16 protein-coding genes and 1 riboswitch are annotated in these 23504 nt (G+C 70.5%); of the genes, 10 read left to right on the top strand and 6 right to left on the bottom strand.

What is annotated here, in order from left to right; translation table 11 throughout:
• Positions 1–79 precede the first annotated feature (79 nt).
• Positions 80–1519: a UbiD family decarboxylase gene (locus tag ABZ374_RS10665; protein WP_360309178.1), complete on the top strand. Its 1440-nt coding sequence runs from the start codon at positions 80–82 to the stop codon at positions 1517–1519.
• A gap of 138 nt (positions 1520–1657) precedes the next feature.
• The gene (locus ABZ374_RS10660; RefSeq protein WP_360309176.1) at positions 1658–2266 is read left to right on the top strand and encodes a UbiX family flavin prenyltransferase; all 609 of its coding nucleotides are present in this window, start codon (positions 1658–1660) and stop codon (positions 2264–2266) included.
• A 59-nt stretch (positions 2267–2325) separates the two neighbouring features.
• On the opposite strand, the gene ABZ374_RS10655 is transcribed toward ABZ374_RS10660, so the two are convergent.
• From ABZ374_RS10655 to ABZ374_RS10645, 3 genes are all read right to left on the bottom strand, one after another.
• The gene (locus ABZ374_RS10655) at positions 2326–3342 is read right to left on the bottom strand and encodes a YncE family protein (RefSeq protein WP_360309270.1); all 1017 of its coding nucleotides are present in this window, start codon (positions 3340–3342) and stop codon (positions 2326–2328) included.
• Positions 3343–3551: 209 nt separating this feature from the next.
• On the bottom strand, positions 3552–4349 hold the full coding sequence (locus ABZ374_RS10650) for a polysaccharide deacetylase family protein (protein ID WP_360309174.1): 798 nt from the start codon (positions 4347–4349) through the stop codon (positions 3552–3554).
• Between the two features lie 119 nt (positions 4350–4468).
• A complete protein-coding gene (locus ABZ374_RS10645) occupies positions 4469–5431 on the bottom strand; it encodes a hypothetical protein (protein WP_360309172.1) in 963 nt (320 codons plus the stop codon).
• Between the two features lie 208 nt (positions 5432–5639).
• Here ABZ374_RS10645 and ABZ374_RS10640 point away from each other — a divergent pair, with 208 nt between their 5' ends.
• Entirely contained in the window at positions 5640–7103 is a 1464-nt protein-coding gene (locus ABZ374_RS10640) for a hypothetical protein (protein WP_360309170.1), read from the top strand.
• Between the two features lie 321 nt (positions 7104–7424).
• The gene (locus ABZ374_RS10635; RefSeq protein ID WP_360309168.1) at positions 7425–8489 is read left to right on the top strand and encodes a glycerophosphodiester phosphodiesterase family protein; all 1065 of its coding nucleotides are present in this window, start codon (positions 7425–7427) and stop codon (positions 8487–8489) included.
• 150 nt (positions 8490–8639) lie between these two features.
• On the opposite strand, the gene ABZ374_RS10630 is transcribed toward ABZ374_RS10635, so the two are convergent.
• Positions 8640–9920, bottom strand: coding sequence for a transglycosylase family protein (locus ABZ374_RS10630; RefSeq protein ID WP_360309268.1), 1281 nt, complete (start codon positions 9918–9920; stop codon positions 8640–8642).
• Between the two features lie 31 nt (positions 9921–9951).
• A riboswitch (cyclic di-AMP (ydaO/yuaA leader) is annotated at positions 9952–10183 on the bottom strand.
• Between the two features lie 782 nt (positions 10184–10965).
• On the opposite strand from ABZ374_RS10630, the gene ABZ374_RS10625 reads away from it, so the two are divergent.
• The gene (locus tag ABZ374_RS10625) at positions 10966–11172 is read left to right on the top strand and encodes a hypothetical protein (protein WP_360309266.1); all 207 of its coding nucleotides are present in this window, start codon (positions 10966–10968) and stop codon (positions 11170–11172) included.
• 100 nt (positions 11173–11272) lie between these two features.
• On the opposite strand, the gene ABZ374_RS10620 is transcribed toward ABZ374_RS10625, so the two are convergent.
• Positions 11273–12145: an aldo/keto reductase gene (locus tag ABZ374_RS10620; protein WP_360309166.1), complete on the bottom strand. Its 873-nt coding sequence runs from the start codon at positions 12143–12145 to the stop codon at positions 11273–11275.
• Between the two features lie 254 nt (positions 12146–12399).
• Here ABZ374_RS10620 and ABZ374_RS10615 point away from each other — a divergent pair, with 254 nt between their 5' ends.
• The 5 genes from ABZ374_RS10615 to ABZ374_RS10595 all read left to right on the top strand — a co-directional run bounded on the left by ABZ374_RS10615 (position 12400) and on the right by ABZ374_RS10595 (position 20441).
• Complete coding sequence (locus ABZ374_RS10615) at positions 12400–13674, top strand: ATP-binding protein (RefSeq protein WP_360309164.1); 1275 nt, start codon at positions 12400–12402, stop codon at positions 13672–13674.
• A gap of 158 nt (positions 13675–13832) precedes the next feature.
• Entirely contained in the window at positions 13833–14999 is a 1167-nt protein-coding gene (rhaI, locus tag ABZ374_RS10610; protein WP_360309162.1) for an L-rhamnose isomerase, read from the top strand.
• A gap of 93 nt (positions 15000–15092) precedes the next feature.
• Positions 15093–17135 carry a bifunctional aldolase/short-chain dehydrogenase gene (locus ABZ374_RS10605; protein WP_360309160.1) on the top strand — a complete coding sequence of 681 codons (2043 nt, stop codon included), beginning with the start codon at positions 15093–15095 and terminating at the stop codon, positions 17133–17135.
• A 692-nt stretch (positions 17136–17827) separates the two neighbouring features.
• A complete protein-coding gene (locus ABZ374_RS10600; RefSeq protein ID WP_360309158.1) occupies positions 17828–19288 on the top strand; it encodes a rhamnulokinase family protein in 1461 nt (486 codons plus the stop codon).
• Between the two features lie 127 nt (positions 19289–19415).
• Positions 19416–20441: a LacI family DNA-binding transcriptional regulator gene (locus ABZ374_RS10595; RefSeq protein WP_360309156.1), complete on the top strand. Its 1026-nt coding sequence runs from the start codon at positions 19416–19418 to the stop codon at positions 20439–20441.
• A 74-nt stretch (positions 20442–20515) separates the two neighbouring features.
• Here the strand turns inward: ABZ374_RS10595 and ABZ374_RS10590 are convergent, their stop codons facing one another.
• Positions 20516–23056, bottom strand: a complete 2541-nt coding sequence (locus ABZ374_RS10590; RefSeq protein ID WP_360309264.1) for a collagenase — start codon at positions 23054–23056, stop codon at positions 20516–20518.
• Positions 23057–23504 lie beyond the last annotated feature (448 nt).

Raw genomic sequence — 23504 nt, 5'->3', positions numbered from 1 at the left:
GAGTCTAGCTCCGGCGATATCCGGCATCCGCGCCCACACTCGTTGCCGCCGCCCCGGGCCGATTCGGATGCTCGTGGCCATGAGCGCATTCAAGGATCTTCGGCACTACATCGACCACCTGACCGAGCAGCTCGGTGCCGACGAGGTGCGTCGGGTCGACGGCGCGGACCGGGACACCGACATCGGCGGGATCACCGAGCTGATGGCGGAGCGCGAGGGACCCGCCCTGATGTTCGACAACATCCCCGGATTCCCGGCCGGGTTCCGGGTGTTCACCAACTTCATGGGTACGCCGGCGCGTACCGCGGTGGCCCTCGGTCTGCCGCCGGACACCGCGGGACTGGACATCGTGCGGGCCTGGAAGGACCTGGGCAGGCGACTGGAGCCGATCCCGCCGGTCGTGGTGGACACCGGTTCGGTACTGGAGAACGTGCTGGTCGGTGCGGACGTGGACCTCGGGATCTTCCCCGCGCCGCAATGGCACGACGCGGACGGTGGTCGCTACATCGGCACCGCGTGCATGGTGATCACCCGCGACCCGGACACCGGCTGGGTCAACATCGGCACCTACCGCGCATGTGTCCAGGGCCGGGACCGGCTGTCGTTGTGGATGCTGGGCAACCGGCACGCCCGGGCGATCGCGGAGAAGTACTGGGCGCGGGGCCGAACCTGTCCGATCGCGGTGGTGGTCGGCCAGGACCCGATCCTGTCCACCGCCGCGGCGATCGCGGCGCCGGCCGGGATGTCGGAATACGACCTGGCCGGCGGGTTGCGCGGACAGGGGGTCGAGGTGCTGCTCCCGCCCGGGAGCGAGCTGCCGGTGCCGGCGCACGCGGAGATCGTGATCGAGGGCGAACTGCCGCCGGTGGAAGAGGAATCGGCCCTGGAGGGTCCGTTCGGGGAGTGGACCGGCTACTACACCCACTCGGGACAGGAGACGGTGGTCCGGGTCACCCGGATCCTGCACCGGGACGACCCGATCATCCTGGGCGCCCCGCCGATGTTGCCGACCGTGCCGGCCGGCGACCAGGCGGTGCCGCTGTACTCGGCGTCGGTGACCTGGGATCACCTGGAAGCCTCGGGTGTGCAGAACATCAAGGGCGTGTGGGCCTATGCGCGGCAGTTGATGATGGTCGTCTCGATCGAGCAGACCGGCGCCGGCGACGCGATGCACGCCCTGTTCGCGGCCCTCGGGCGCAAGCGCACCGGTGGCATGGAGCGCTACTTCGTGGTGGTCGACGAGGACATCGACATCACCGACATCAACCACGTGTTGTGGGCGATGTTCACCCGGGTCGACCCGTCCGAGTCGATCCAGGTGCTGCGCGCGCCGACCACCGCCATCGACCCGCGGTTGTCCCCGGACAAGCGGGCGGCGGGCGACCTGTCGATGGGGGTGGTGCTGATCGACGCGTGCAAGCCGTTCGCGTGGAAGGACCACTACCCGGCGGCCAACCGCTTCGACGACGCGTCCCGCGAGGCGCTGCGCCGGCGCTGGGCGGGCGTACTGCCGCTGTAGCGCGGGGCCTGTGGTGCCGTGCCTGTGGTGTCGTGCCGTGCTTCGGGACGGGCTTGCCGGCCCCTCCCGTCCGCTGCGCCCCCTCCCGTCCCCCTGTCCGCTTCCCCCACCGCCGATCCGTCGGATCAGGAGATCGTCGTGCCGAACGCATCCCCCACCCGTTTCGTCGTCGGGGTCACCGGCGCCACCGGCGCGCCGATCGCCGTCCGCCTCCTGGAGGTGCTGCGCCGACTGCCGCACGTGCAGACCCATCTCGTGCTGAGCACCTGGGCCCGCTCCACGATCGAGGTGGAAACCCCCTACTCGGCTCGTGAGTTCGCCGAACTCGCGGATGTGACCCACAAGTTCGGCGAGTTGGGGGCGACCATCTCGTCCGGCTCGTATCCGGTGACCGGCATGGTGGTGGTCCCGTGCAGCATGAAGACGCTCGCGGCGATCCGGCACGGCTTCGCGGACAATCTGATCACCCGCGCGGCCGACGTCACACTCAAGGAGCGGCGTCCGCTGGTCCTGGTGCCGCGCGAGACGCCGCTGAGCGAGATCCACCTGGAGAACATGCTCGCGCTGGCCCGGATGGGCGCCCGGATCGTGCCGCCGATGCCCGCCTTCTACGATCGCCCGGGCAGCATCGAGGATCTGGTCGACCACGTCGTGATGCGTGTTCTCGATCAGCTCGGCCTGCCTTCGGCCGACGCGGACCTCGCCGAGCGCTGGCCGGGCCTGACCGAGGTGCGGGGCCGGGAATGAGCGGGCGGCGAGGGGCATGCGCCTCCCGCCGCCCACCCTTGGCGAGGGGTCTTCGGGGGTCAGCGGAAGACGCCGGTGTGGCCGAGCGAGTACCGGCCCGGCTGCGGATACACGCACAACCCGTGCGGGCCCACGCCGACCGGGATCCGGGCGAGCAGGTGCCCGTCGGTGGTGTCGATCGCGTATACCTCCGCGTCGTAGCGTCCGCTGAGCCACAACACCTTGCCGTCGGCGGAGACACCGCCCATGTCCGGGCTGCCGCCGCCGGGCAGGTGCCACTTGGCGGTCAGCGCGCCGGTGGCGAAGTCGAGTACCGAGATCGAGCCCTCGCCGCGGTTGGAGATGTACAGGCTCTTGGAGTCGCGGCTCGGGTACAGGCCGTGCGCGCCCTTGCCGGTGCGCAGTTTGGTCGGCTTGCCGAAGGTGTCGCCGTCGAGCACCCAGACGCCGTCGGACATCATGTCGGCGATGTACCAGGTCTTGCCGTCCGGGGAGATCTTGACGTCCTGCGGCATCGAGCCGGACAGCGGGATCTTCTGCTTGGCCAGCACCTTCATCTCGGCGGTGTCCACCTTGAGCAGCTCACCGGAGAACTCGCAGGAGACGATGAAGTACTTGCCGTCGGGCGAGAAGTCCGCGTGGTTGACCCCCGCGCACTCGCTGGGCACGGCCTTGACCACGGCCATCGTGTGCGCGTCGCGGAAGACCAACTGGCGGTCCATCGAGGCCATCACGACCGCGTACTTGCCGTCCGGCGTGAAGTAGAGGTTGTACGGGTCGTCCACCGGGACCGGCGTGCCGACCTTGCCGGTGGCCGGGTCCAGCGGGGTCAGCGTGTCGCCCAGGTCGTTGTTGACCCACAGGGTCTTCAGGTCCCAGGACGGCACCACGTGTTGTGGTTGGTGGCCGACCTTGATCGTCTCGATCACCTTGTAGGTGCTCGGGTCGATCACGCTGACCGTGTTCGACTCGGTGTTGGGCACGTACACCCGGGACGGGAAGTCCTTGACCACGTCCGAGAACATGCCGGGGCGGTCGGCGGCGTACAGATCGTGCGGGTCCAGTGGGGGCGGCATGCCCGGCAGCAGGTTCGCGGTTTCCGGCGCCGGAAGTGCGGCCGGGACGGGCGCGGGTTGCACGGGGGCGATCGAGGACGTGCTGGGGGAGGGCTTCGCCGTGCCGTCCGAAGAGGACGCGCACGCGGCGGACGCCACCAGGCAGCAGGCCACCAGGAACAGGGCGACCGGGCCGGGACGGCGACGGGTGGGGGAGGGATGAGTGGTCATCAGGTGACGAGCTCCGACATCGTGACCGCCCGCAGTCCGCGGGTCCGTAGGCCGTCGAGGATTGCGGGCAGCGCGGCTACGGTGCCCGGGTGTCCGAAGTGCAGGCTGACCACCGAGCCCGGCCGAACCCCGGTCAGCACGGTACGGCTGACGGCGGCGGCGCCGGGATCGGTGAAATCCAGGGAGTCCAGGTCGTAGCCCAGGCAGTGCGCGTATCCGGCGCGGCGGACCTGGGCGACGACGGTGGGCGTGCAGTCCTTGGCCTGTGAGGGCCGAAACCAGCGTCCGATCGAGCCGGTGAGGCGCTTGAGCCGGTCGGCGCAGTCGGTGATCTCGGCGTAGGTGCGATCGGCGGACATCGAGGAGATGTCGCCGTGATGCATGGTGTGGTTGCCCAGTTCGTGACCGCCGTCCAGGACCCGGCGCGCCATCTGCGGCTGTTCGTCGAGCCAGCTGCCCACCGCCAGGACCGTGCCGCGCGCGCCGGCCGCCTCCATCAGGCCCAGCATCGAGCCGGCGATCTCCGCACTGCCCTGACCGTGGAAGGTCAGCGCCACCTGGGGGCGATCACGGGGTCCGGAGGTGACCTGGAACGGCAGATCGGCGGGCAGCGGAGGCGGTTCGGGAACGGCGCCGACGGCCGGTGCCGAATCGGCGCCGACCGGCTTCGCCGTGGGTGCGGGCATGGACGCGTGCGGGGAATCCTCGCCACACGCGCTCGCGACCGCACCGACCGCACCCAGCGCGGCGGCCCGGGCGAGCTGCCGCAGCGCGCTGCGGCGATCCAGAGGCGTCACGCTGGCGACCTTACGCGCTGTGATCGTCCGGATGCGAAATGTGCACGTCGGATGGGGTACGTGTCGCGGTGTGGGGATGTGTCCCGGGCTCGGCGTGTCCCAGGGGTCGGCGCCTCGACTCAACCGGCCGTCGGCGGCACCGCCTCCGTGTACGCCCGTAGGATGGTCAGCGCCTCGACGGTCAGGCCCGGACGCGCCTCCGCCCGGACGGTCGGCGACCACTCGGCCCAGCGCAGCGGCCAACCGCCGTCGTCCTCCTGGGCGTCCGCCAGTGCGCGCAGGCCCGCCCGCAGTTCGGCGTCGGAGAACCAGCCCCGGGCCAGGCTGTCCGGGCGCCGCGCGAAGTCGTGCGGCAGGTGATACTCGCCCTCGGCGTAGCCCGGGGCCAGCCGGGCCCGTTCCGGATGCGCCGGGTCGAGCAGCACGAGCCGCTGCTCCCGGACCAGTTCGCCCAGTCGTTCGGCCCGACGGCGGGCCCAGGGCCGATCGGGGAGAGCGTCGAGGAAGGTGACTGCCGCCTCCACCTCGTACGGGTGGGTGGTGTGCAACTCCTCGACGGCGGTACGGCAATACTCCGTCGCCCGGGTCAACCACGGATGCTCGACGCCGGCGTGCAGGAGCGGGCCGACGATCCAGCCGGTCGGGATCAGGCCCGCGACCGGCGGATCCGGGACCACCAGCCACGGCGGGTGCGGGTAGTCGCGCAGGCTCGCCAGCGCCGGCGGCACCCCGCCCGCCTCGGTCGTCACGCCCGCCAGCCAGTCGCACAGCCGAGCCGACTCGGGGCCGCGCAGCGCTTCGGTCTCCGCCAGGATCGGCATCGCGGTACGCAACGTCGCCGGTTGGGGCAGCGGCCCTCGCACGTCCGGCTCCAGGCCGTAGGCGTAGCCGCCGTCCGAGGTCCGGTACGCGTGCAGCGCGTCGAGCACACCGGCACGTTCGTCCGCGGTGGGCCCGGGCGCCCGAGCCGTCTCGACCGGTGTGCCGAACAGGTATGCGAAGCGCCGCTGTTCCAGGACCCGCCCCGACGTCCACAGGAACCGCTCGGCCCGCTCGACCATGTCCTTCGTGATCCACGTCATGCCCGGACGCTAACGGGCGGATCGTCGCGGATCTTGAACGAATCGGACATCGGGCGTGCCGGATCGGCGATTTCGTGGCCGTTGCGTGTCGGGACCTGGGCCCGCCGATGACGGTTGGTGGAATTTGCCCGCGTGGGGGTTGGCCCGCGCCCCGCCGGCCGGCCACGGTGGGCGGGTCAGGCTCGACGACGCTCTTCGGGGGATGCTCGTGTTCGCTCGTTCCGGTAGCCATGCTCTGCGCCGATCCGTAGTCGCCGGCTCCGCCGCACTCGCCGTCTCGGTCCTGTTGGCCGGCCCGATCCCGGCCGCGCACGCCGCCGAGTCGGAGCGATCGGCGGGCTCGCACGGCACGTTCGGGGTGCACCGGGACGGCCGCCCGGTGGTGGTCCCGTTCCGGACCGGGCGCGACGGCGAGGCTCTGGTGACGCTCACGGTCGCCGCGCCGGGCATCGACTGGGGCACCCCGGGCCGGGAGTCGGCGGTGTTGCAACTGAGCGTCGACGGCCGACCCGCGGGCGACGTGGTGGTCTTCGGGTCCACGCCCACCGAGCGCAGCTTCGCGCTCGGCGCGTTGCGCAAGGGACGGCACCGGCTGACCCTGGGCTACGCGGCCGACCGGTCCTCGGCGGCCGGCTCGGTGGTGCGGGTCTCGCGGCTGCGTACCGAGACCATCGGCACCGGGGAGCGCGAGCACGCCGTGGCCGCGAACGCGCCGGTCCTGTACGGGCGGAGCATCCCCGGCGTGCCCGGCGGCGCGACCGGCCCGTTCCAGAACGCGATCTCCGACACCCCGGTGCTGGCCTGGTACCAGGAGGCCCCGGCGGCGACCGCCGGCAACCGGGTGCTGACCTACACGATCGTGTGGAGCAACGAGGACGGCGGCACCTCGACGCCGGCGCTGATGGCCCGCTGGGGCCGCACCACCGACATAGAGTGGGCCTACCGCGTCGAGGTGGACGCACGAGGCAGGGCGGTGCCGGGCACGGCCTACTTCCAATCGCCCGACCACGGCACGAAGTTGTTCGCCGGGCGCTACGAGGACGGCCATCCGCTGCTCCAGACCTGCACGTTGAACAACAACCTGTGCGACGTCGTGGACAATCCGATGCGATTCGCGCCGGCGGCGGTCGAGCGGCTGGTCGACCCGAAGAAGACCGCGCGCGAGGAGATGGTGGACCGTCACCCGTGGGTGTACCCGGTGATGACCGCCGAGGTACGCCGCGAGGGCCGGGTCGTGGCCGATCCGCCGGCCGACACCACCACGCTGATCGCCGACCCGCAGGACTACCTGTACGCGGTGATCCGCAAGACCACCTCGGCGCCGCCGCCCGGCGCGGCGGGCTGGAACGGTGTCGCGCTCGGTGTGCGGATCAAGGGCGATCCGACGCTGTACCGCTCGGACCGCGCGCGGGTGGACTGGTCGTTGCAGCGTGACGACCCGGCGGCGACCACGGTCCGACTCCCGCACGGGACGCGGGCGTCGGACATCGTCGAGGTGGTCGCGATTCGTACCGTGGCCGGGGTCGACCCCGGTTCCACGATCACGGTGAACGGGGTCAACCGGGCGTTTCTGCTGGGCGCGGACGACCGACCGGGGCGGGCAGTGCCGGTCCGTCCGAAGTCGGTCACGCTGAGCGCGGCGGCGCCGGAGGCGGTGCTGTACCGCCGGTGAACCGGTTGGCATCGGGCACCGGCCGGGCTTGATGAGGTGTTCTCAAGCCGCGGTCGGGAGTCGGGCGCCGGGCGGGCCGAAGTCGGCTCGCCCGGCGCCCGGCCGTCGGTGTTCCGCCGGTTGTCCGGGCCTTGGCCGCGGTTGCCCAACGGCCTTACCGGCAAGGCGTCTTCCGGTACCGGATGGGGTTTTGCCCCGCCGCTTCTTCGTCTCTTCTTCGCCTGCCCGCCACGAGCCGACCCCCCGCGCATCACGTCGCGCGGGTCAGGGTGTGGGCGTCGACGCTCGACCGTCGTCGACCGGAGCGAGAAGGAGACGTCCATGTCCGGATGGAAGACCGTCACGGCCGCGGTGTTGGCCGGGGCCGCCATCGTCGCCGCCCCGGGAACGGCCGCGGCGGCGGACCGCCACGGCGGCAACCAGCGCGGGTCCTTCGACCTCCAGGCACACCGCGGCGGTCTCGGGCTGACCGTGGAGAGCACGCTCGCGTCCTTCGCCAAGGGCCTGGACGTAGGCGTGTCCACCCTCGAACTCGACGTGCAGATCACCGAGGACGGCCGCGCCGTGGTCACCCACGACCGCAAGGTCGACGGGCGCAAGTGCGCCGACACCGCACCGGTGCGGGCCGGCGACCCGGAGTTCCCCTACGTCGGCAAGTACGTCAACACGCTCAGCCTGGCCCAGGTCCGCACGTTGGACTGCGGGTCGCGGCAGTTCCCCGGTTTCCCCACGCAGACCACCTCGCCCGGCGCCCGAATGCCGCTGCTCACCGAGGTGTTCGACCTGGTCCGGCGTCGGCACGCGCACGGCGTGAAGCTCAACGTGGAGACCAAGGTCGAGGCCGGCGCGCCCCAGGAGACCGCGCCGCGCGAGCAGTTCGTGCAGACGGTGGCGCGCGAGGTGCGCCGGGCCGGGCTGTTGCGCCAGGTCACCATCCAAAGCTTCGACTGGGGTGCGCTCAAGCGCATGCGCCAGGTCGAACCGCGCCTGCCGCTGGTCGCGTTGACCAACTACGACTTCCTTCAGGTCGGCAAGCCCGGCGCCTCGCCCTGGCTGGGCGGCCTGGACATCGACGACTTCGGCGGCGACCCGCTGCGCGCGATCGCCTCGTTCGGGGCCGGCACCTTCTCGCCCGTGCACGGTTTCCCGCAGAACGGCAAGGTGACCGATCCCGACTACCGTCCGTACGTGACCCGGGAGATGGTCGCCCGGGCGCACGCGCGGGGCATCAAGGTCGTGCCGTGGACCATCGACGACTCGGCGACCATGGCCAAGTTGATGGACGACGGCGTGGACGGCCTGATCACCGACTACCCGGACCGGTTGCGGGAGTTGCTGGCCGCGCGCGGACTGCCGCTGCCCAAGCGGTATCCGGCTCGCGGCTGATCGATCCGGCCGCACCGCGGGCCGGGCGCGGAAAGGGTCCGGGCGCGGAAAAGGGCCGGGCCCGTCGACACGTGGTCGACGGGCCCGGCCCTGGCTGCGGCTACTGCACGGCGGATGTCGCCGTGCGGTTACTGCCTGTTGACGCTCGGATCAGAGGTTGACGCCGTGCGCGCGCAGGTAGGTGACCGGGTTGATGCCGCTGCCGTAGTTCGGGGTGGTGCGGATCTCGAAGTGCAGGTGCGGGCCGGTCACGTTGCCGGTCGCGCCGGAGAGGCCGATCTGCTGACCGGTGCTCACCGTGGCACCGACGCGAACGCTGATGCTGGACAGGTGCGCGTACTGCGAGTACTTGCCGTCCGCGTGCTTGATGACGACCTCGTTGCCGTAGGCGCCACCGTTGCCGGCGCTGACCACGGTGCCCGAGGTGATCGCCTTCACCGAGGTGCCGGTGCCGACCACGAAGTCCTGGCCGGTGTGGCTGCCGCTGGACCACAGCTTGCCGCCGGTGCCGAACGCGGTGCCCAGCGAGCCGCTCACGGGAGCGACGTAGCCGGAGGCGTTGACCGAGGAGCTGCCGGCCTTGACCGAGGCACCCTTGGTCGCGACCGGGGCCTTCTCCTTGACCGTGGTCTTCGGAGCGACCTTCACCGACGCGGAGGGCTTGGCCTGCGACGTGGTCGTGGTCGTGGTCGTGGTCTCGGTCTTGGGCGCGGTCTTCGGCGCGACCTCGGCCTTGGCGGTGGCGGTGGTGGTGGCGGCCTTGGCCTTGCCGGACAGCTTGAGCTTCTGACCGATCTGGATGACGTCCGGGTTGCCACCGATCACGGCGCGGTTGTCGGCGTACAGCTTGTGCCAACCACCGGTGACGGCCTTGTCCGCGGCGATCTTGGACAGGGTGTCACCCTTGACCACGGAGTACGAGGAGGTGGTCGACGCGGCGGCCGGGACGACCTCGATCTTCGGGGCCGGGGCGGTGGTCGGCGCGGACTCGGCCGGCTTCTCGGCGGCCTTGGGGGCCACCGTGACCGAGGTCTTGGCCGAGCCGGCGGCCTTGGTGCTCGGCGAGACGGCGGGCTTGGCGCCGCCCTTGGTCAGACCCGCCGGGCCGGAGGTGTTCGGCCACGCGCCGGGGCCCTGCACGGCGAGGACCTTCTCCGCGATGGCGATCTGCTGGTCCTTGGTGGCCAGGTCGGCACGCGGGGCGTACTGCTGACCGCCGAACTCGTTCCAGGTGCTCTGGGTGAACTGCAGGCCACCGTAGAAACCGTTGCCGGTGTTGATGTGCCAGTTGCCCGAGCTCTCGCCCATGGCGACCTTGTCCCAGGTGGAGACGGAGGCGGCGTTGGCGGTCGCGAGACCGGTGATCAGCGGGGCGGCGACGATCGCGCCGGCCATTCCGAGGGTGAGCGCGAGACGCGTCTTCTTGGGCATACGGGCAGGGGTGTTGAACGACTGCACGAAGATTTTCCTTCTCCCACGCCTACGAAGTGAGCTGTCGGATTCGGGCTGGAGAGTCTCGCCCGGCCGTGTTCGGCCCTCGTGAGAGGGACGGGCACGGCTTCACCCCAAGCCGTCCGAATGGGCGTCTGCGTCACAGACGCCCGGGACGGCATTCCACTTGGTTCCCCCGCTCCTGCCTTTCGGGTTTCGTACCGTGGCCTCGCTCCGGCGGCAGGATTCGGCGAACCGGGAGACCATTTCGCCGAGCACCGGACCGGTGTGGCGAAGCACCAAGCTACGCACACCCCGACCGGGAACCAAACATCACGATTCGCCGAAACCGAAAAATCAGGACGTAAGCGTGGAATATCGGGACCTAAAGTCCCGGACGCGGTACGCATTGTGCCCGAGTTGCTCACGCTGAGCCGATAGGGGAATCACCATGGGTGAAATTCCGGAAAACTCGGTTCACGCTGCGTACGAGTTCCTGACCATCGGTATGCGTGATGTGACGTGCGTCATGCGCTCGATAGCGGAGTGTCCGAATTACCCCCATATATACGTCCCAATTTGCCTGCCGGCCCGGTCTCCGCCGGGGTTGTGACCGCCGGGAAGTGGTGCGCGTCTCGGGGCTTCACTTGGATTCGATCCGCCTCATGGGGACGACGCTCTCCGGCAGAGCCTGCTGTTTCGCTGCCCGGCCGGCGTCGTCGATACCGAGTACGTGGCGCGGGTGGGTCGAGATGGCCCGTTGCATCAGGGCGGCGCGTTCGGGGTTGTCGGCGGTGGTCTCCCGGGACCTCGTAGCGGGTGCCCGGTCGAGCGCGACCGGGAGCCGTATCGGCTCGGCGGTCCCGGCGACGGGACGCTCGCGGCACCGGGCGCGGCCGGTCCCGTTCGGGCCCGGCCCCGGTCACCCCCCGTATTCAGGCCCGCCAACCTCGTCGATCGGGTGGCTTGGGACGGAGGGGGTGGGGGCATGGGGGCGGGCATGGAACGATTCGAGATTGCCATCTTCCCGTTCAACGACCAGGACATGGCCGCCGACGCCCGGGGCCCGGCGGTGCGCTCGGCGGTGGTCGAGGCCACCGGCGAGGTCGGCGCATCGGGCCATCCGCGCTACGCGGGTGAGGGTGTGGTGGCCGACATCGACCCGAGGTCGCGCACGGTGGAGGCGATCACCATCGACGGCGCCGAGATCGAGGACGGGTGGAGCGTGCGGATCGTCCCGGCACCGGGCTGAGCCGATACCGACGAGGGCGGCCGTCGACACCGCGGACCCGCGGGTCGAACAGCCGCCCTCGACATCGTTTCCGGCCGACCCGGCGGGTCGGCGATCGGGCTCAGACCGCGGCGGACAGCGCCTCGAACTGCTCGTCGGACAGTCGGATTCGGGCCGCCTCGGTGTTCTCCTCCAGGTGCGCGACGCTGGAGGTGCCCGGGATCGGCAGCAAGACCGGGGAGCGGTGCAGCAGCCAGGCCAGCGCCAACTGTGAGGGCGCGGCGCCCTGTTCCTTGGCGACCTGCTCCAACGGACCGCCCGGCCGCGCGAGTTGGCCGGTGGCGATCGGGAACCACGGGATGAACGCGATGTTCTCGGCCGTCGCGTAGTCGAGCACGCTCTCCGACTTGCGGTCGGCCAGGTTGTACAGGTTCTGCACGGAGACGATCTCGACGATCTCCCGGGCCTGGCGCAACTGCTCCACGGTGACCTCGGACAGGCCGATGTGCCGGATCTTGCCCTCCTGCTGCAACGCGCCGAGTTCACCGAGCTGGTCCGCGAGCGGGACCTGCGGGTCGATCCGGTGCAGCTGGTAGAGGTCGATCCGCTCCAGGCCGAGGTGACGCAGGCTCAGTTCGGTCTGCTGGCGCAGGTATTCGGGCCGGCCCAGGGCGCGCCATTCGCCCGGTCCGGTGCGGGCGAAGCCGCCCTTGGTGGCGATCACCACGTCCTCGGCGTACGGGTGCAGCGCCTCACGGATGAGTTGTTCGTTGACGAACGGGCCGTACGAGTCGGCCGTATCGATCAGATTCACCCCCAGTTCGACGGCGCGGCGCAATACCCGGATCGCCTCTTGGCGGTCCTTTGGTTCGCCCCAGACACCGGTTCCGGTGAGTTGCATGGCGCCGTACCCGAGCCGGTGCACCGGCAGGTCGCTGCCGAGCGGGAAGACACCGGAGGCGTGGGCGGGGCCGGACGCGGACGAGACGGTCATCGGTTCTCCGTAGGGGTCGGGCGGCCCGGGCGGGCCGGACGGCGCGGACGAGGTCGAGGCCATTGTGCCCCCGGCCTCGGGCGTGGTCACCGGGATACGTCCCGCACGCGTGGTGCAGGTCCCCGGTGACGTGTCCATCCGCAGGATGACCAAGTTCGGGCGCGTACTTGTACACAACGACGCATTCGCGGCAGGGCGCTGCTCCCTAGTGTGTGCCACTCGTCGAGGCACTCGATCCACGGATGGAGCTGTTCATGGTCTGGCTCATACAGGACTATCGCGAGGAGGACCTCGCGGCGGTGGTGCACCTGATCGACACCACGACCGAACTCGGCCAGGAGTCGGTCTTCTCGCTGTCGGAGTGCATCAACGCGCTGACTTCGCGACAGCCGGCGGTGGTTGCCCGGCGGGACGGCGCGGTGGTCGGTGCGGCGCTGGCCACGGTCTCCGAGGGGCGGGCCTGGGTGATGCGGATCGCCATCTCGCCCCCCGCGCGCGGCCTGGGGCTGACCAGTACGCTGCTGCTCGCGCTGGAACGCCGGTTGGTCGAGGACCGGGTGCGCCGGATCGCCTACGTGCTGCCCGAGGAGGACTCGCGCGAGTTGGGGCTGCGCAACGCGGGCTACGAACGGCGGCCGGCGGTGGCCTACTTCGAGAAGGTCGAGCCGGTCGACGACCATGCGGCGGAAACCCTGGACCGGCTCGGCGGGCGGATGTTGCCGGGCGACCTGTGGTCGAAGGTGGCCGGCATGGAGGTGGAGAAGAACCTGATCGAGCGGCGGGTGGTGTTGCCACTGGCGGATCCCGAGCGGGCCTTCCGACACGGCGTCGAACCGCCCAGCGCGATCGCGTTGTTCGGTCCGCCCGGGACCGGCAAGACCACCTTCGCCCGGGCGATCGCCTCCCGTCTGGGTTGGCCGTTCGTGGAACTGCTGCCCTCGCGGCTGGCCGACGGCGGCAACCTGGCCGCCGCGCTGCGCGAGGCGTTCGGGCGGCTGGCCCGGCTGGAGCGGATCGTGGTGTTCATCGACGAGGTCGAGGAGATCGCGCCGGTCCGGCACGCCCGGCCCAGTGCCGGCCACGCGGTGACCAACGAACTGCTCAAGCTGATCCCGGCGTTCCGCGAACACGGCGATCGGCTGCTGGTGTGCGCGACCAACTCGGTGCGCTCGCTGGACCCGGCGTTCCTGCGGCCGGGGCGGTTCGACTACATCATCCCGGTGGGCACACCGGACGCGGACGCGCGGCGGGCGATGTGGACCCGGTACGCGTCGGCGCGCCCGGACGTGGACCTGGACGCGCTGGTGGCGGCGAGCGAGCTGCTCACCCCCGCCGACATCGGGCACGCGGCCCGGATCGCCGCCCAGGCGTCGTTCGAGCGCGACCTGTTCGACGAGTCCGCGAGCGGCGAGGGACCCGGCGCCCACACCCGCGACTACCTGGACGCGCTCGCCCAGTCCCGCCCCACGGTGACCGCGAGCATGGTCGAGCTGTTCGAGGAGGACATCACCACCCACGCCCGGGTGTGAGCCGATCGGGCGCCGCGCCGGCCGGGCCGCCTGGACCCGGGCGGCCCGGCGGCCGCGCCGACGGCTGCCCTTGACGTGTCCGGCTACGGGGTCGTACGTTCGTTCGCGTCGATTGAAACGTTTCATTTTCTTCTCGGTGGTGTCAGGAGAGTGCTTCCATGACAGACGACGCGATGGTGCGGGCCGCCTTGCGTGCTCAGCGGATCGAGACCCCCTCGTGGGCCTACGGCAACTCCGGCACCCGGTTCAAGGTCTTCGCCCAGCAGGGTGTGCCGCGCGATCCGTTCGAGAAGATCGCGGACGCCGCACAGGTGCACGCCTTCACCGGCGTGGCGCCGATCGTCTCGCTGCACATCCCGTGGGACCGGGTCGAGGACTACACGAAGCTGGCCGAACACGCCCGGGAGCACGGGGTGCGGATCGGCGCGATCAACGCCAACGTCTTCCAGGACGACGACTACATGCTCGGCAGCGTGACCAACCCCGACGCCCGGGTGCGCCGCAAGGCGATCGATCACCTGCTCGCGTGTGTGGACGTGCTGGATGCGACCGGCTCGCGGGACGTGAAGTTGTGGTTCTCGGACGGGACGAACTACCCGGGCCAGGGCGACATCGCCACCCGACAGGGGCACCTGGCCGAGGCGCTGGCCGAGGTGTACGCCCGGCTCGGTGCGGATCAGCGCATCCTGCTGGAGTACAAGCTCTTCGAGCCCGCGTTCTATCTGACCGACGTGCCGGACTGGGGTACCGCCTACGCGCACTGCCTCAAGCTCGGCCCCAAGGCCGTGGTGTGCGTGGACACCGGACACCACGCGCCGGGCACCAACATCGAGTTCATCGTGGCGTTCCTGCTGCGCGAGGGCCGACTCGGCGCGTTCGACTTCAACTCGCGCTTCTACGCGGACGACGACCTGATGGTGGGCGCGGCGGACCCGTTCCAACTGTTCCGGATCATGCACGAGGTGGTGCGTGGCGGTGGGCTCGACCCGGCCGAGGGGGTGAACTTCATGCTCGACCAGTGCCACAACATCGAGCCGAAGATCCCCGGCCAGATCCGTTCGGTGACCAACGTCCAGGAGGCCACCGCCAAGGCGCTTCTGGTGGACGCCGGCGCGCTGACCGATGCGCAGCAGGCCGGCGACGTACTCGGCGCGAATGCCGTGCTGATGGATGCCTACAACACCGATGTCCGGCCGCTGCTGCGGGAGTTGCGCGAGGAACAGGGGCTGGCGCCGGATCCGGTGGCGGCCTATCACGCGTCGGGCTACGCGGAGCGGATCCGGGCCGAGCGGGTCGGGGGCACGCAGGCCGGCTGGGGCGCCTGAGCCTTCCGGGTGCGGGTGCGGGTGCGGGGCGTGGGCGTGCCGGTGTTGCCGCCGCGTTGTATCGATGGTTCCGATTCACAAGGAGATTCGCCGATGTCCGGCACCTCGTCCGAGGTCGATCGTCTGCTGGAGCGTTCCCGTGCGCTGGGGGCGGATCCGCGTAACACCAACTATGCCGGGGGCAACACCTCCGCCAAGGGCGAGGGGACCGATCCGGTCACCGGCTCGACGGTGGAACTGATGTGGGTCAAGGGCTCCGGCGGCGACCTGGGCACGTTGACCGAGGACGGGCTCGCGGTGTTGCGGGTGGATCGGCTGCGTGCGCTGGCGGACAGGTATCCGGGGGATGAGCGCGAGGACGAGATGGTCGCCGCGTTCGACTTCTGCGCGCACGGCAAGGGCGGCGCGGCGCCGTCGATCGACACCGCGATGCACGGTCTGCTCGACGCCGCGCACGTGGACCACCTGCATCCCGACTCGGGCATCGCCCTCGCCACGGCCGCGGACGGGGAGAAGCTCACCGCCGAGTGCTTCGGCGACACCGTGGCGTGGGTGCCCTGGCGTCGACCCGGCTTCCGGCTCGGCCTGGACATCGCGGCCATCCGGGCGGCCAACCCGAACACGATCGGCTGCGTACTGGGTGGGCACGGGATCACCGCGTGGGGCGACACCAGCGCCGAGTGCGAACGCAACTCGCTGCACATCATCCGGACTGCGGAGAAGTTCGTCGCGGCGCGGTTCGACCCGGCTCGGCATCCGTTCGGCGAACTGCTGGCCGAGCCGCTGGCCGAGGAGCAACGCCGGGCCCGGGCAGCCGAGTTGGCTCCGGTGGTGCGGGGTCTTGCCTCCACCGATCAGGTGCGGGTCGGGCATTTCACGGACAGCGCGGAGGTGTTGGAGTTCCTTTCGCGGGCCGAGCACCCCAGGCTGGCGGCACTGGGTACCTCGTGCCCGGACCACTTCCTGCGTACCAAGGTCCGGCCGCTCGTGGTGGACCTGGCGGCCGACGCGCCGATCGAGGACGTGATCGCCCGACTGCGCGAACTGCACACGAACTACCGGTCGGAGTACGCCGCGTACTACGCGCGGCAGGCCGAGCCGGACTCCCCGGCCATGCGGGGTGCCGACCCGGCGGTGGTGTTGGTGCCGGGTGTGGGCATGTTCTCGTTCGGCAAGGACAAGCAGACCGCGCGGGTGGCGGGCGAGTTCTATGTCAACGCGATCAATGTGATGCGGGGCGCCGAGACGATCTCGACGTACGCGCCGATCGACGAGCGGGAGAAGTTCCGGATCGAGTACTGGGCGCTGGAGGAGGCCAAGTTGGCTCGGCAACCGGCGCCGCGTGCGTTGGCCGGGCGGGTGGCGTTGGTCACCGGCGCGGGGTCGGGCATCGGGAAGGCGATCGCCGGGCGGCTCGTCGCCGAGGGCGCGTGTGTGGTGGTCGCGGACCTGAACGCGGCGAGCGCGGCCGAGGTCGCCGAAGCGCTCGGTGGGCCGGATCGGGCGGTCGCGGTCACGGTCGACGTGACCTCCGAGGAGGGCATCCTGGCCGCGTTCGATGCGGCGGCGTTGGCCTTCGGCGGGGTGGACCTGGTGGTCAACAACGCGGGTCTGTCCATCTCCAAGCCGCTGTTGGAGACCACGGCGCGCGACTGGGACCTCCAGCACGACGTGATGGCGCGGGGGTCGTTCCTGGTCTCGCGGGAGGCGGCTCGGGCGATGATCGCGCAGGGGCGGGGCGGTGACATCGTCTACATCGCCTCCAAGAACGGGGTCTTCGCCGGGCCGAACAACGTCGCGTACGGGGCGACCAAGGCCGATCAGGCGCACCAGGTACGGCTGTTGGCGGCCGAGTTGGGGGCGCATGGGATCCGGGTCAACGGGGTCAATCCGGATGGGGTGGTGCGGGGGTCGGGGATCTTTGCGGGGGGATGGGGGGCGGAGCGGGCTGCGGTGTACGGGGTCGAGGAGGAGCAGCTCGGGGCGTTCTATGCGGGGCGGACGTTGTTGGGGCGGGAGGTGCTTCCGGAGCATGTGGCCAATGCGGTGTTCGCGCTTACGGGGGGTGAGTTGTCGCATACGACGGGGTTGCATGTTCCGGTCGATGCGGGGGTCGCGGCGGCGTTCCTGCGGTAGGCCCGCTGGGGGGCCTCGTGTGGGGTTTGGGTTGGGTTCGCCTCAAGCGCCGGCGAGGCTGTGTGGCCTCAAGCGCCGGCCGGGCTGGTTGCCCTCATGCGCCGGGCGGGCTGGTTCGCCTCAAGCGCCGGCGGGGCTGTGTGGCCTCATGCGCCGGCCGGGCTGTTTCGCCTCAAGCGCCGGCGGGGCTGGGTGGCCTCAAGCGCCGGCCGGGCTGTTTCGCCTCAAGCGCCGGCGGGGCTGTGTGGCCTCATGCGCCGGCCGGGCTGGTTGCCCTCAAGCGCCGGCGGGGCTGTGTGGCCTCAAGCGCCGGCCGGGCTGGTTGCCCTCAAGCGCCGGGCGGGCTGGTTCGCCTCAAACGCCGGCGCGGCTGAGTGGCCTCAAGCGCCGGCCGGGCTGACTTGCCTCGTGCGTTGGGTGGGTTGGTTGCCCTCGTGCGTTGGGCGGGTTGGGTTCGCCTCAAACGCCGGCGGGGCTGAGTGGCCTCAAGCGCCGGCCGGGCTGAATTGCCTCATGCGTCGGCCGGGCTGGTTTGCCTCGAATGCCGGCGGGGCTGGGTGGGTCGGGGGCTTCAAGTGGTGGCCGGGTTGCTTGGCTCGTGGGTTGGTGGGGGTGGGTTTGCCTTGAGTGTCGGGGGGGCTGGGGCGGTTGGGGTTTGGTTGGGTTGGGGTTTTTGGTGAGGAGGGGTTGGGGTGCGGGGATTTGTGGCTGTTGATTTGGGGGCGTCCAGTGGGCGGGTGCTGGCTGGGCGGGTGGGGGGTGGGGTGTTGACGGTGAGTGAGGCTCATCGGTTTGCGAATCGGCCGGTGCGGGTCGGTGGGACTTTGCATTGGGACGTGCTCGGGTTGTATGCGGGCGTGTTGGACGGGTTGCGGGCTGCGGGGCGGGTGGGGGGCTCGCCGGTGAGTGTGGGGATTGATTCCTGGGCGGTTGATTTCGGATTGTTGGATGCGGATGGGGTGCTGCTCGGGAATCCGGTGCATTATCGGGACGCGCGCACCGATGGGGTGTCGGAGCAGGTGTACGGCCGGATGGATGCGGCGGATCTGTATGCGAACACCGGGATCCAGCATGCGAGTTTCAATACGGTGCATCAGCTCGTTGCGGCGTCCGGCACACCGCAATTCGCGGCCGCTCGGCAGGCGTTGCTGATTCCGGATCTGATGTCGTACTGGCTGACCGGAGTGGCGGGCACCGAGGCCACCAATGCCTCCACCACCCAGTTGCTGGATCCCCGTTCGGGACGCTGGTCGAGTGCGGTGATGGACGCGCTCGGGCTCGATCCGGGGTTGTTCCCGCCGCTGCGGCTGCCCGGCGAGGCGGCGGGCGCGCTCACCGCGGAGGTGCTCGCCGAGACGGGGCTGCGCGGGCCCGTACGGGTCACCGCCGTCGGATCGCACGACACCGCGTCGGCGGTGGTCGGGGTACCGGCGGACGGCAGCCGGTTCGCGTACATCTCCAGTGGCACGTGGTCGCTGGTCGGGGTCGAACTCGACGCCCCGGTGCTCACCGAGGAGAGCCGTCGGGCCAACTTCACCAATGAGCTGGGCGTCGACGGCACCGTGCGCTACCTGCGCAACGTGATGGGGTTGTGGCTGCTCCAGGAGTGCATGCGGTACTGGGACCGGCTGGGCCGACCGCAGTCGCTGGAGCGGCTGCTCGACGAAGCGGCACAGGTACCGGCGCTGCGGTCACTGGTGGACGCCGCCGATCCCGCCTTCCTGGCGCCCGGCGACATGCCGGACCGGATCGCGGCGGCCTGTCGGCGGGCGGGCGAACCGGTGCCCGAGACGCCCGGCGAGATGGTGCGCTGCATCGTGGACAGCCTGGCGCTCGCCTACCGGGGCGCGGTGCTGGACGCGCAGCGGCTGGCGGCACACGCGGTCGACGTCGTGCACATCGTCGGCGGCGGGGCGCTGAACACGCTGCTGTGCCAGGTGACCTCGGACGCGTGCGGACTGCCGGTGGTGGCCGGGCCGACCGAGGCGGCGGCGCTGGGCAATCTGCTGATCCAGGCCCGGGCGGCCGGGAGCGTGACCGGCTCGCTGGCGGACCTGCGCCGGTTGTTGCGCGAGACCCAGCCGCTGCGCCGGTACGAGCCGTGCGGCGACGCGGGCGACTGGGCGCGAGCGGCGGATCGCCTGCCGGTGTGACCGGGGCGCCCGCACCGGCGGCGAACGGGCGCGGACGCCGAGCAGGGGCCGGCGGTGTGGCAACCGTTAGGCTGCCGTGATGGTTGCCGCCGGACCGTACCGGCCTGGAGAAGCGGATCGATCCCCGATGACGACGTCGAGCATCAAAGAGGTGGCCCGTCGGGCCGGCGTGTCGGTGGGCACGGTGTCCAACGTGCTCAACCACCCGGAGCGGGTCGCCGAGTCGACCCGGACCCGGGTGCTCGAAGCGGTGGAGTTGCTCGGCTTCGTACGCAACGACTCGGCCCGATCGCTGCGTTCGGGCATCGCGAACACCGTCGGTCTGATCGTTTTGGACGTGGCCAACCCGTTCTTCACGGATGTGGCGCGCGGCGTGGAGGACGTGTGCAACGAGAGCGGCTCGGTGGTCATCCTGTGCAACTCGGACGACTCCGGAGCCAAGCAGGATCGGTATCTGCGGGTGCTTCAGGAGCAGCGGGTGCGCGGCGTGTTGGTCACCCCCGCCCGGGACGCCGAGTTGCCGGTGGCGGAGTTGCGGGCGCGCGGGCTGGCCGTGGTGCTGCTCGATCGCACCGGCGACCGGGCCGACCTGTGCTCGGTCGCGGTGGACGACGTGGCGGGCGGGCGGATGGCCGGCGAGCATCTGGTCGCCGAGGGGCATCGCGAATTCGTGTTCGTCAGCGGCCCGCTGACCATCCGTCAGTGTGCCGATCGGCGACGCGGCATGCGGGCCGCGCTGCGCGACGCGGGACTGCGGCTGGGCACGTGCACCCGGGATGTGGTGGTGCCGGCGATGAACGCCCGCTCGGGCACCGAGGCCGCCGTCCGGCTGCTTGCCGACGGTCGGCTGCCGTCGGCGGTGTTCTGCGCGAACGACCTGCTGGCGATGGGGTTGATGCGCGAGTTGTCGCGTGCGGGGGTGCGGGTTCCGCAGGACGTCGCGGTGGTGGGCTACGACGACATCGAGTTCGCGGCGGCGTCGGCGGTGCCGCTGACCTCGGTGTGTCAGCCCACGTATCGGCTCGGGCGTACGGCCGCCGAACTGCTCTTCGAGGAGAGCGAGCAGCCGGAGTCGCACACCCATCGGCAGGTGGTGTTCCGGCCCGAGTTGGTCGTGCGCGAATCGACGACGGGCGGCGACGAGACCCGGTAGGGTCCCGCCGCCGCCCGCTGTGGCTCACGCGACTCGTGGTGCGCGTTCCGTGCGATCGGTGGTGCGTGTTCGGATCAGTAGGCGGTGGTGACCGACGTCCCGGCGAAGGTTTCCGTCGCCTGGAGGCCGATGTAGTGGTAACCCTCGGACGGTGCCGTGATGGTCAGCGACTCGGCGTTTCCGGCCGCGGTGGACTTGGCGGTGTAGGCGGTGTTCGTGGCCCACACGGCACTGTTGTAGTAGAGGTCGGCGTTGCCGGTACCGCCGGCGGTGGTGATGGTCAGCTTGGCGGTACCCGCGGGGATGTAGATGTAGAAGTAGAGCTTGTCGTTGCCGTCCTTGGTCGCCGACAGGTTGCTGCGCCGGCAGTTCTTGCCCAGCGCGCGGGTGTCGGGGTCGGTGCACTCGGTGCCGCCACCGCCGCCGATGGTGACGGTGTGCGTGACGTTCGCGGTGGCGCCCGCGTTGTCGGTGACGGTCAGCCGCACGGTGTGGCTGCCGGCCGCGAAGGTCTTGGTCGGGTTCGCCTCGGTCGAGGTGGTGCCGTCGCCGAAGTCCCAGGCCCGGGAGGCGATGGTGCCGTCCGGGTCGGTGGAGGTGTCGGTGAAGGCGACCGAGGTGCCGTTGACGGCGCTGGTGAACTCGGCCACCGGCGGACGGTTGCCGGGAGTGGTGCCGCCGCCGCACCCACCTGCCGCGCAGGCCGCGAGCCAGGTGTACCAGTCGCTGTCGTAGCGGCTGCCGATGGTGCTCGTCAGGAACGTGCGGGCGCCGGTCCAGTCGCCGGTCCGGTAGTAGCCCAGCAGTCGGGTGATGTCCGCGGGGTGCTTCTCCAGCATGTACCGCACTCCGAGGTAGCCCCAGCGGTAGATGCGGGTCGTGTCGTTGGAGTAGGTGGTGTCGAACACCGTGCTCAGGGCGTAGGTGCGCTTGCCCGCCTCGGTGATCGCCGCGTCGTAGGGCAGCTTGCGGTAGGAGTAGGAGACGTACTCCGCGAAGCCCTCGATCCACCAGATGGTGGGGGTGGTGACACCGGCGTCGAAGTCGCCGGCCATGTCGAAGCGGCCGTCGAGGTAGTGCGTGTACTCGTGGTTGAGGTTCCAGATCTCGAACGCGGGACGCGTCCACTCGGCCTCGTAGGCGATGAAGCGCGGCTGGTTGCCGGCCGCGCTCGGGTCGCCCTCCAGGTACATGCCGCCGTTGTTGGTGTCGATGCCGAAGATCGCACCGGCGTAGGTCTGGTAGTCGGTGCTGGAGTCGAAGACCACGACTTCGATCTTGGTGTTGTGGTCGTTGGCGACCGGGCCGTTGTCCGCGGCCACACTGTGGAAGTAGGCGTCCTGGTTGCGCAGGCTGGTGCACGCTTGGGTGAGGTTGGCCGAAGTCATCTCCTGCGCGCGGATCTTGATGCTGTCGCTGCAGGTGTAGTCGACGGTCAGTACGGCCGCGGTCAGCCGAGTGGCGAGATCGCAAGTGTCGTAATAGGCACACTGCGCCTTGTCGTAGTAGTCCGCGCCCGAGGCCAGTGCGACCCACAACGAGGCGGTCGGGCCGGTGATCGAGGTGGCCTGGAGGTGGGTGCGCACCATCGGGCGCACCCTGGTCTGCAGGGTCGGGTACTGGACGAAGCGCACCAGTTCGCGACCCGCGTTGGTGGTCAGGAAGGCCCGGTCGGTGCCGAGCAGGTCACGGTGTGCGGTCGCGAACGCGTCGACCGCGTCGATGACGCTCGGGTCGGCCTTGACGGTGCTGACGAACTCCGGGACCTGGTGGCCGCGGAACAGCACGGTGAAGACGTTGTTGACCGCGGTCTTCATCCACCAGGACGCGTCGTACGAGCTGTTGTAGCCCGCCAACAGGCGCTTGACCACGGACAGGTAGCGGGCGTTCTCCTCGGCGCTGTCGATCAGGGTGACCGCCTCGGCCAGCGTCTCGCCGTTGGCGTCGGTGACGTCGGAGGAGTGCGCGTTGGCAAAGAAGGTGTCCAGACCGGACCGGATGGCGGTCTGCAACGTGGGCCCGTAGGTGCCCACGGTGGACTGGTTGTACCAGTGCACGTAGTAGCCGGCCCGCAGGAAGAGCACGATCTGCGGGGCACCGGTGCTGCCGTTGCCCGGGTAGGCACCGGCCAGGTCGCGCAGGGCGTAGGCGACCGAAGTCATCTGCGCCTCACGGAAGATCGAGGAGGCGTCCGTCCCGGTCACCGTGAACAGCGTGTTGACGCAGTCGGTGGTCGACGCCTTGATCTGCTGGACGAGCGCGCTGCCGGTGCGACTGGCGAAGTCGGCGACCGTACAGGTCGCCGCCGCGGCGGTGCGTTGCCCGGCGGCCATCGACGGGCGGTTCGGGAGCACGGCCGCCGCCGGGTCGTCGTAGTCGCGCTTGGCGGTGGCCGACGCGGACGCGGACAGCGGTGGTTGCACGGGTACCGGCAGCGGTTTGCCCTGGGTGTGCGGGGTCTGGTCGGCCGGTGCGCTGGGGGCGGTGCCGGCCGACGGTCCGGCGGTGGAGGAGGAGTTGGGGGACGAGCCGGCGGTTGCCCGGGACGTGGACGTCGCCGCGGCCGGATCGGAGGGGGCGGCCGATCCGGGCTGGGTGAACAATCCGAAGCCCATGGCGAGGGAGATGCCTACCACCGCGATGCGGCGAAGTCCCTGTCGTGCCGATGTGGTTCGCAAAGACCGTCTCCTTGCGGGACGGAGGTCACGCCGATGCGTGCCTCCGGTTGAGGGGTGGTGCCACGGCATGAGCGGTTCGTCGCCGGTCCCGCTCCGGGGACTTCCGGGATCGGCGCGAGCGTGGTCCTGGTCGCTGCCTCACCGAAATCCCAACGGTGGCAAGGCAGTTGGTGCCACGGCAGACCGGAAGGGGAGCGTCCGGCCGACCGCGTGACATGTACCATGTCACAAATCACATTTTGCGTGAAGGCCTGTGGAAGAACGAGTGCGGCCAACGAAATGGCAGCCGTCGGTGGGGAGATCCCGATTCGAGCTGATCCCTACTGGTCTAGACCTTGATTATTGGTCCAGACCTTCATTACGCTCGCCCTACTGTGTGAGCCGG

It is taken from the genome of Embleya sp. NPDC005971 (genome assembly GCF_040629175.1).
In the GTDB taxonomy this organism is placed as follows: domain Bacteria; phylum Actinomycetota; class Actinomycetes; order Streptomycetales; family Streptomycetaceae; genus Embleya.
Note: the sequence above shows the minus strand (reverse complement) of the source record. Positions and strands in the feature narration are given on the sequence as shown.

Coding starts and splice junctions, on each gene's coding strand:
- ABZ374_RS10615 (WP_360309164.1), top strand. CDS start 12,400: ATGGTCTGGCTCATACAGGACTATCGCGAGGAGGACCTCGCGGCGGTG.
- ABZ374_RS10665 (WP_360309178.1), top strand. CDS start 80: ATGAGCGCATTCAAGGATCTTCGGCACTACATCGACCACCTGACCGAG.
- ABZ374_RS10630 (WP_360309268.1), bottom strand. CDS start 9,920: ATGCCCAAGAAGACGCGTCTCGCGCTCACCCTCGGAATGGCCGGCGCG.
- ABZ374_RS10595 (WP_360309156.1), top strand. CDS start 19,416: ATGACGACGTCGAGCATCAAAGAGGTGGCCCGTCGGGCCGGCGTGTCG.
- ABZ374_RS10645 (WP_360309172.1), bottom strand. CDS start 5,431: ATGACGTGGATCACGAAGGACATGGTCGAGCGGGCCGAGCGGTTCCTG.
- ABZ374_RS10620 (WP_360309166.1), bottom strand. CDS start 12,145: ATGACCGTCTCGTCCGCGTCCGGCCCCGCCCACGCCTCCGGTGTCTTC.
- rhaI (WP_360309162.1), top strand. CDS start 13,833: ATGACAGACGACGCGATGGTGCGGGCCGCCTTGCGTGCTCAGCGGATC.
- ABZ374_RS10625 (WP_360309266.1), top strand. CDS start 10,966: ATGGCCGCCGACGCCCGGGGCCCGGCGGTGCGCTCGGCGGTGGTCGAG.
- ABZ374_RS10605 (WP_360309160.1), top strand. CDS start 15,093: ATGTCCGGCACCTCGTCCGAGGTCGATCGTCTGCTGGAGCGTTCCCGT.
- ABZ374_RS10635 (WP_360309168.1), top strand. CDS start 7,425: ATGTCCGGATGGAAGACCGTCACGGCCGCGGTGTTGGCCGGGGCCGCC.
- ABZ374_RS10590 (WP_360309264.1), bottom strand. CDS start 23,056: ATGGGCTTCGGATTGTTCACCCAGCCCGGATCGGCCGCCCCCTCCGAT.
- ABZ374_RS10655 (WP_360309270.1), bottom strand. CDS start 3,342: ATGCCGCCCCCACTGGACCCGCACGATCTGTACGCCGCCGACCGCCCC.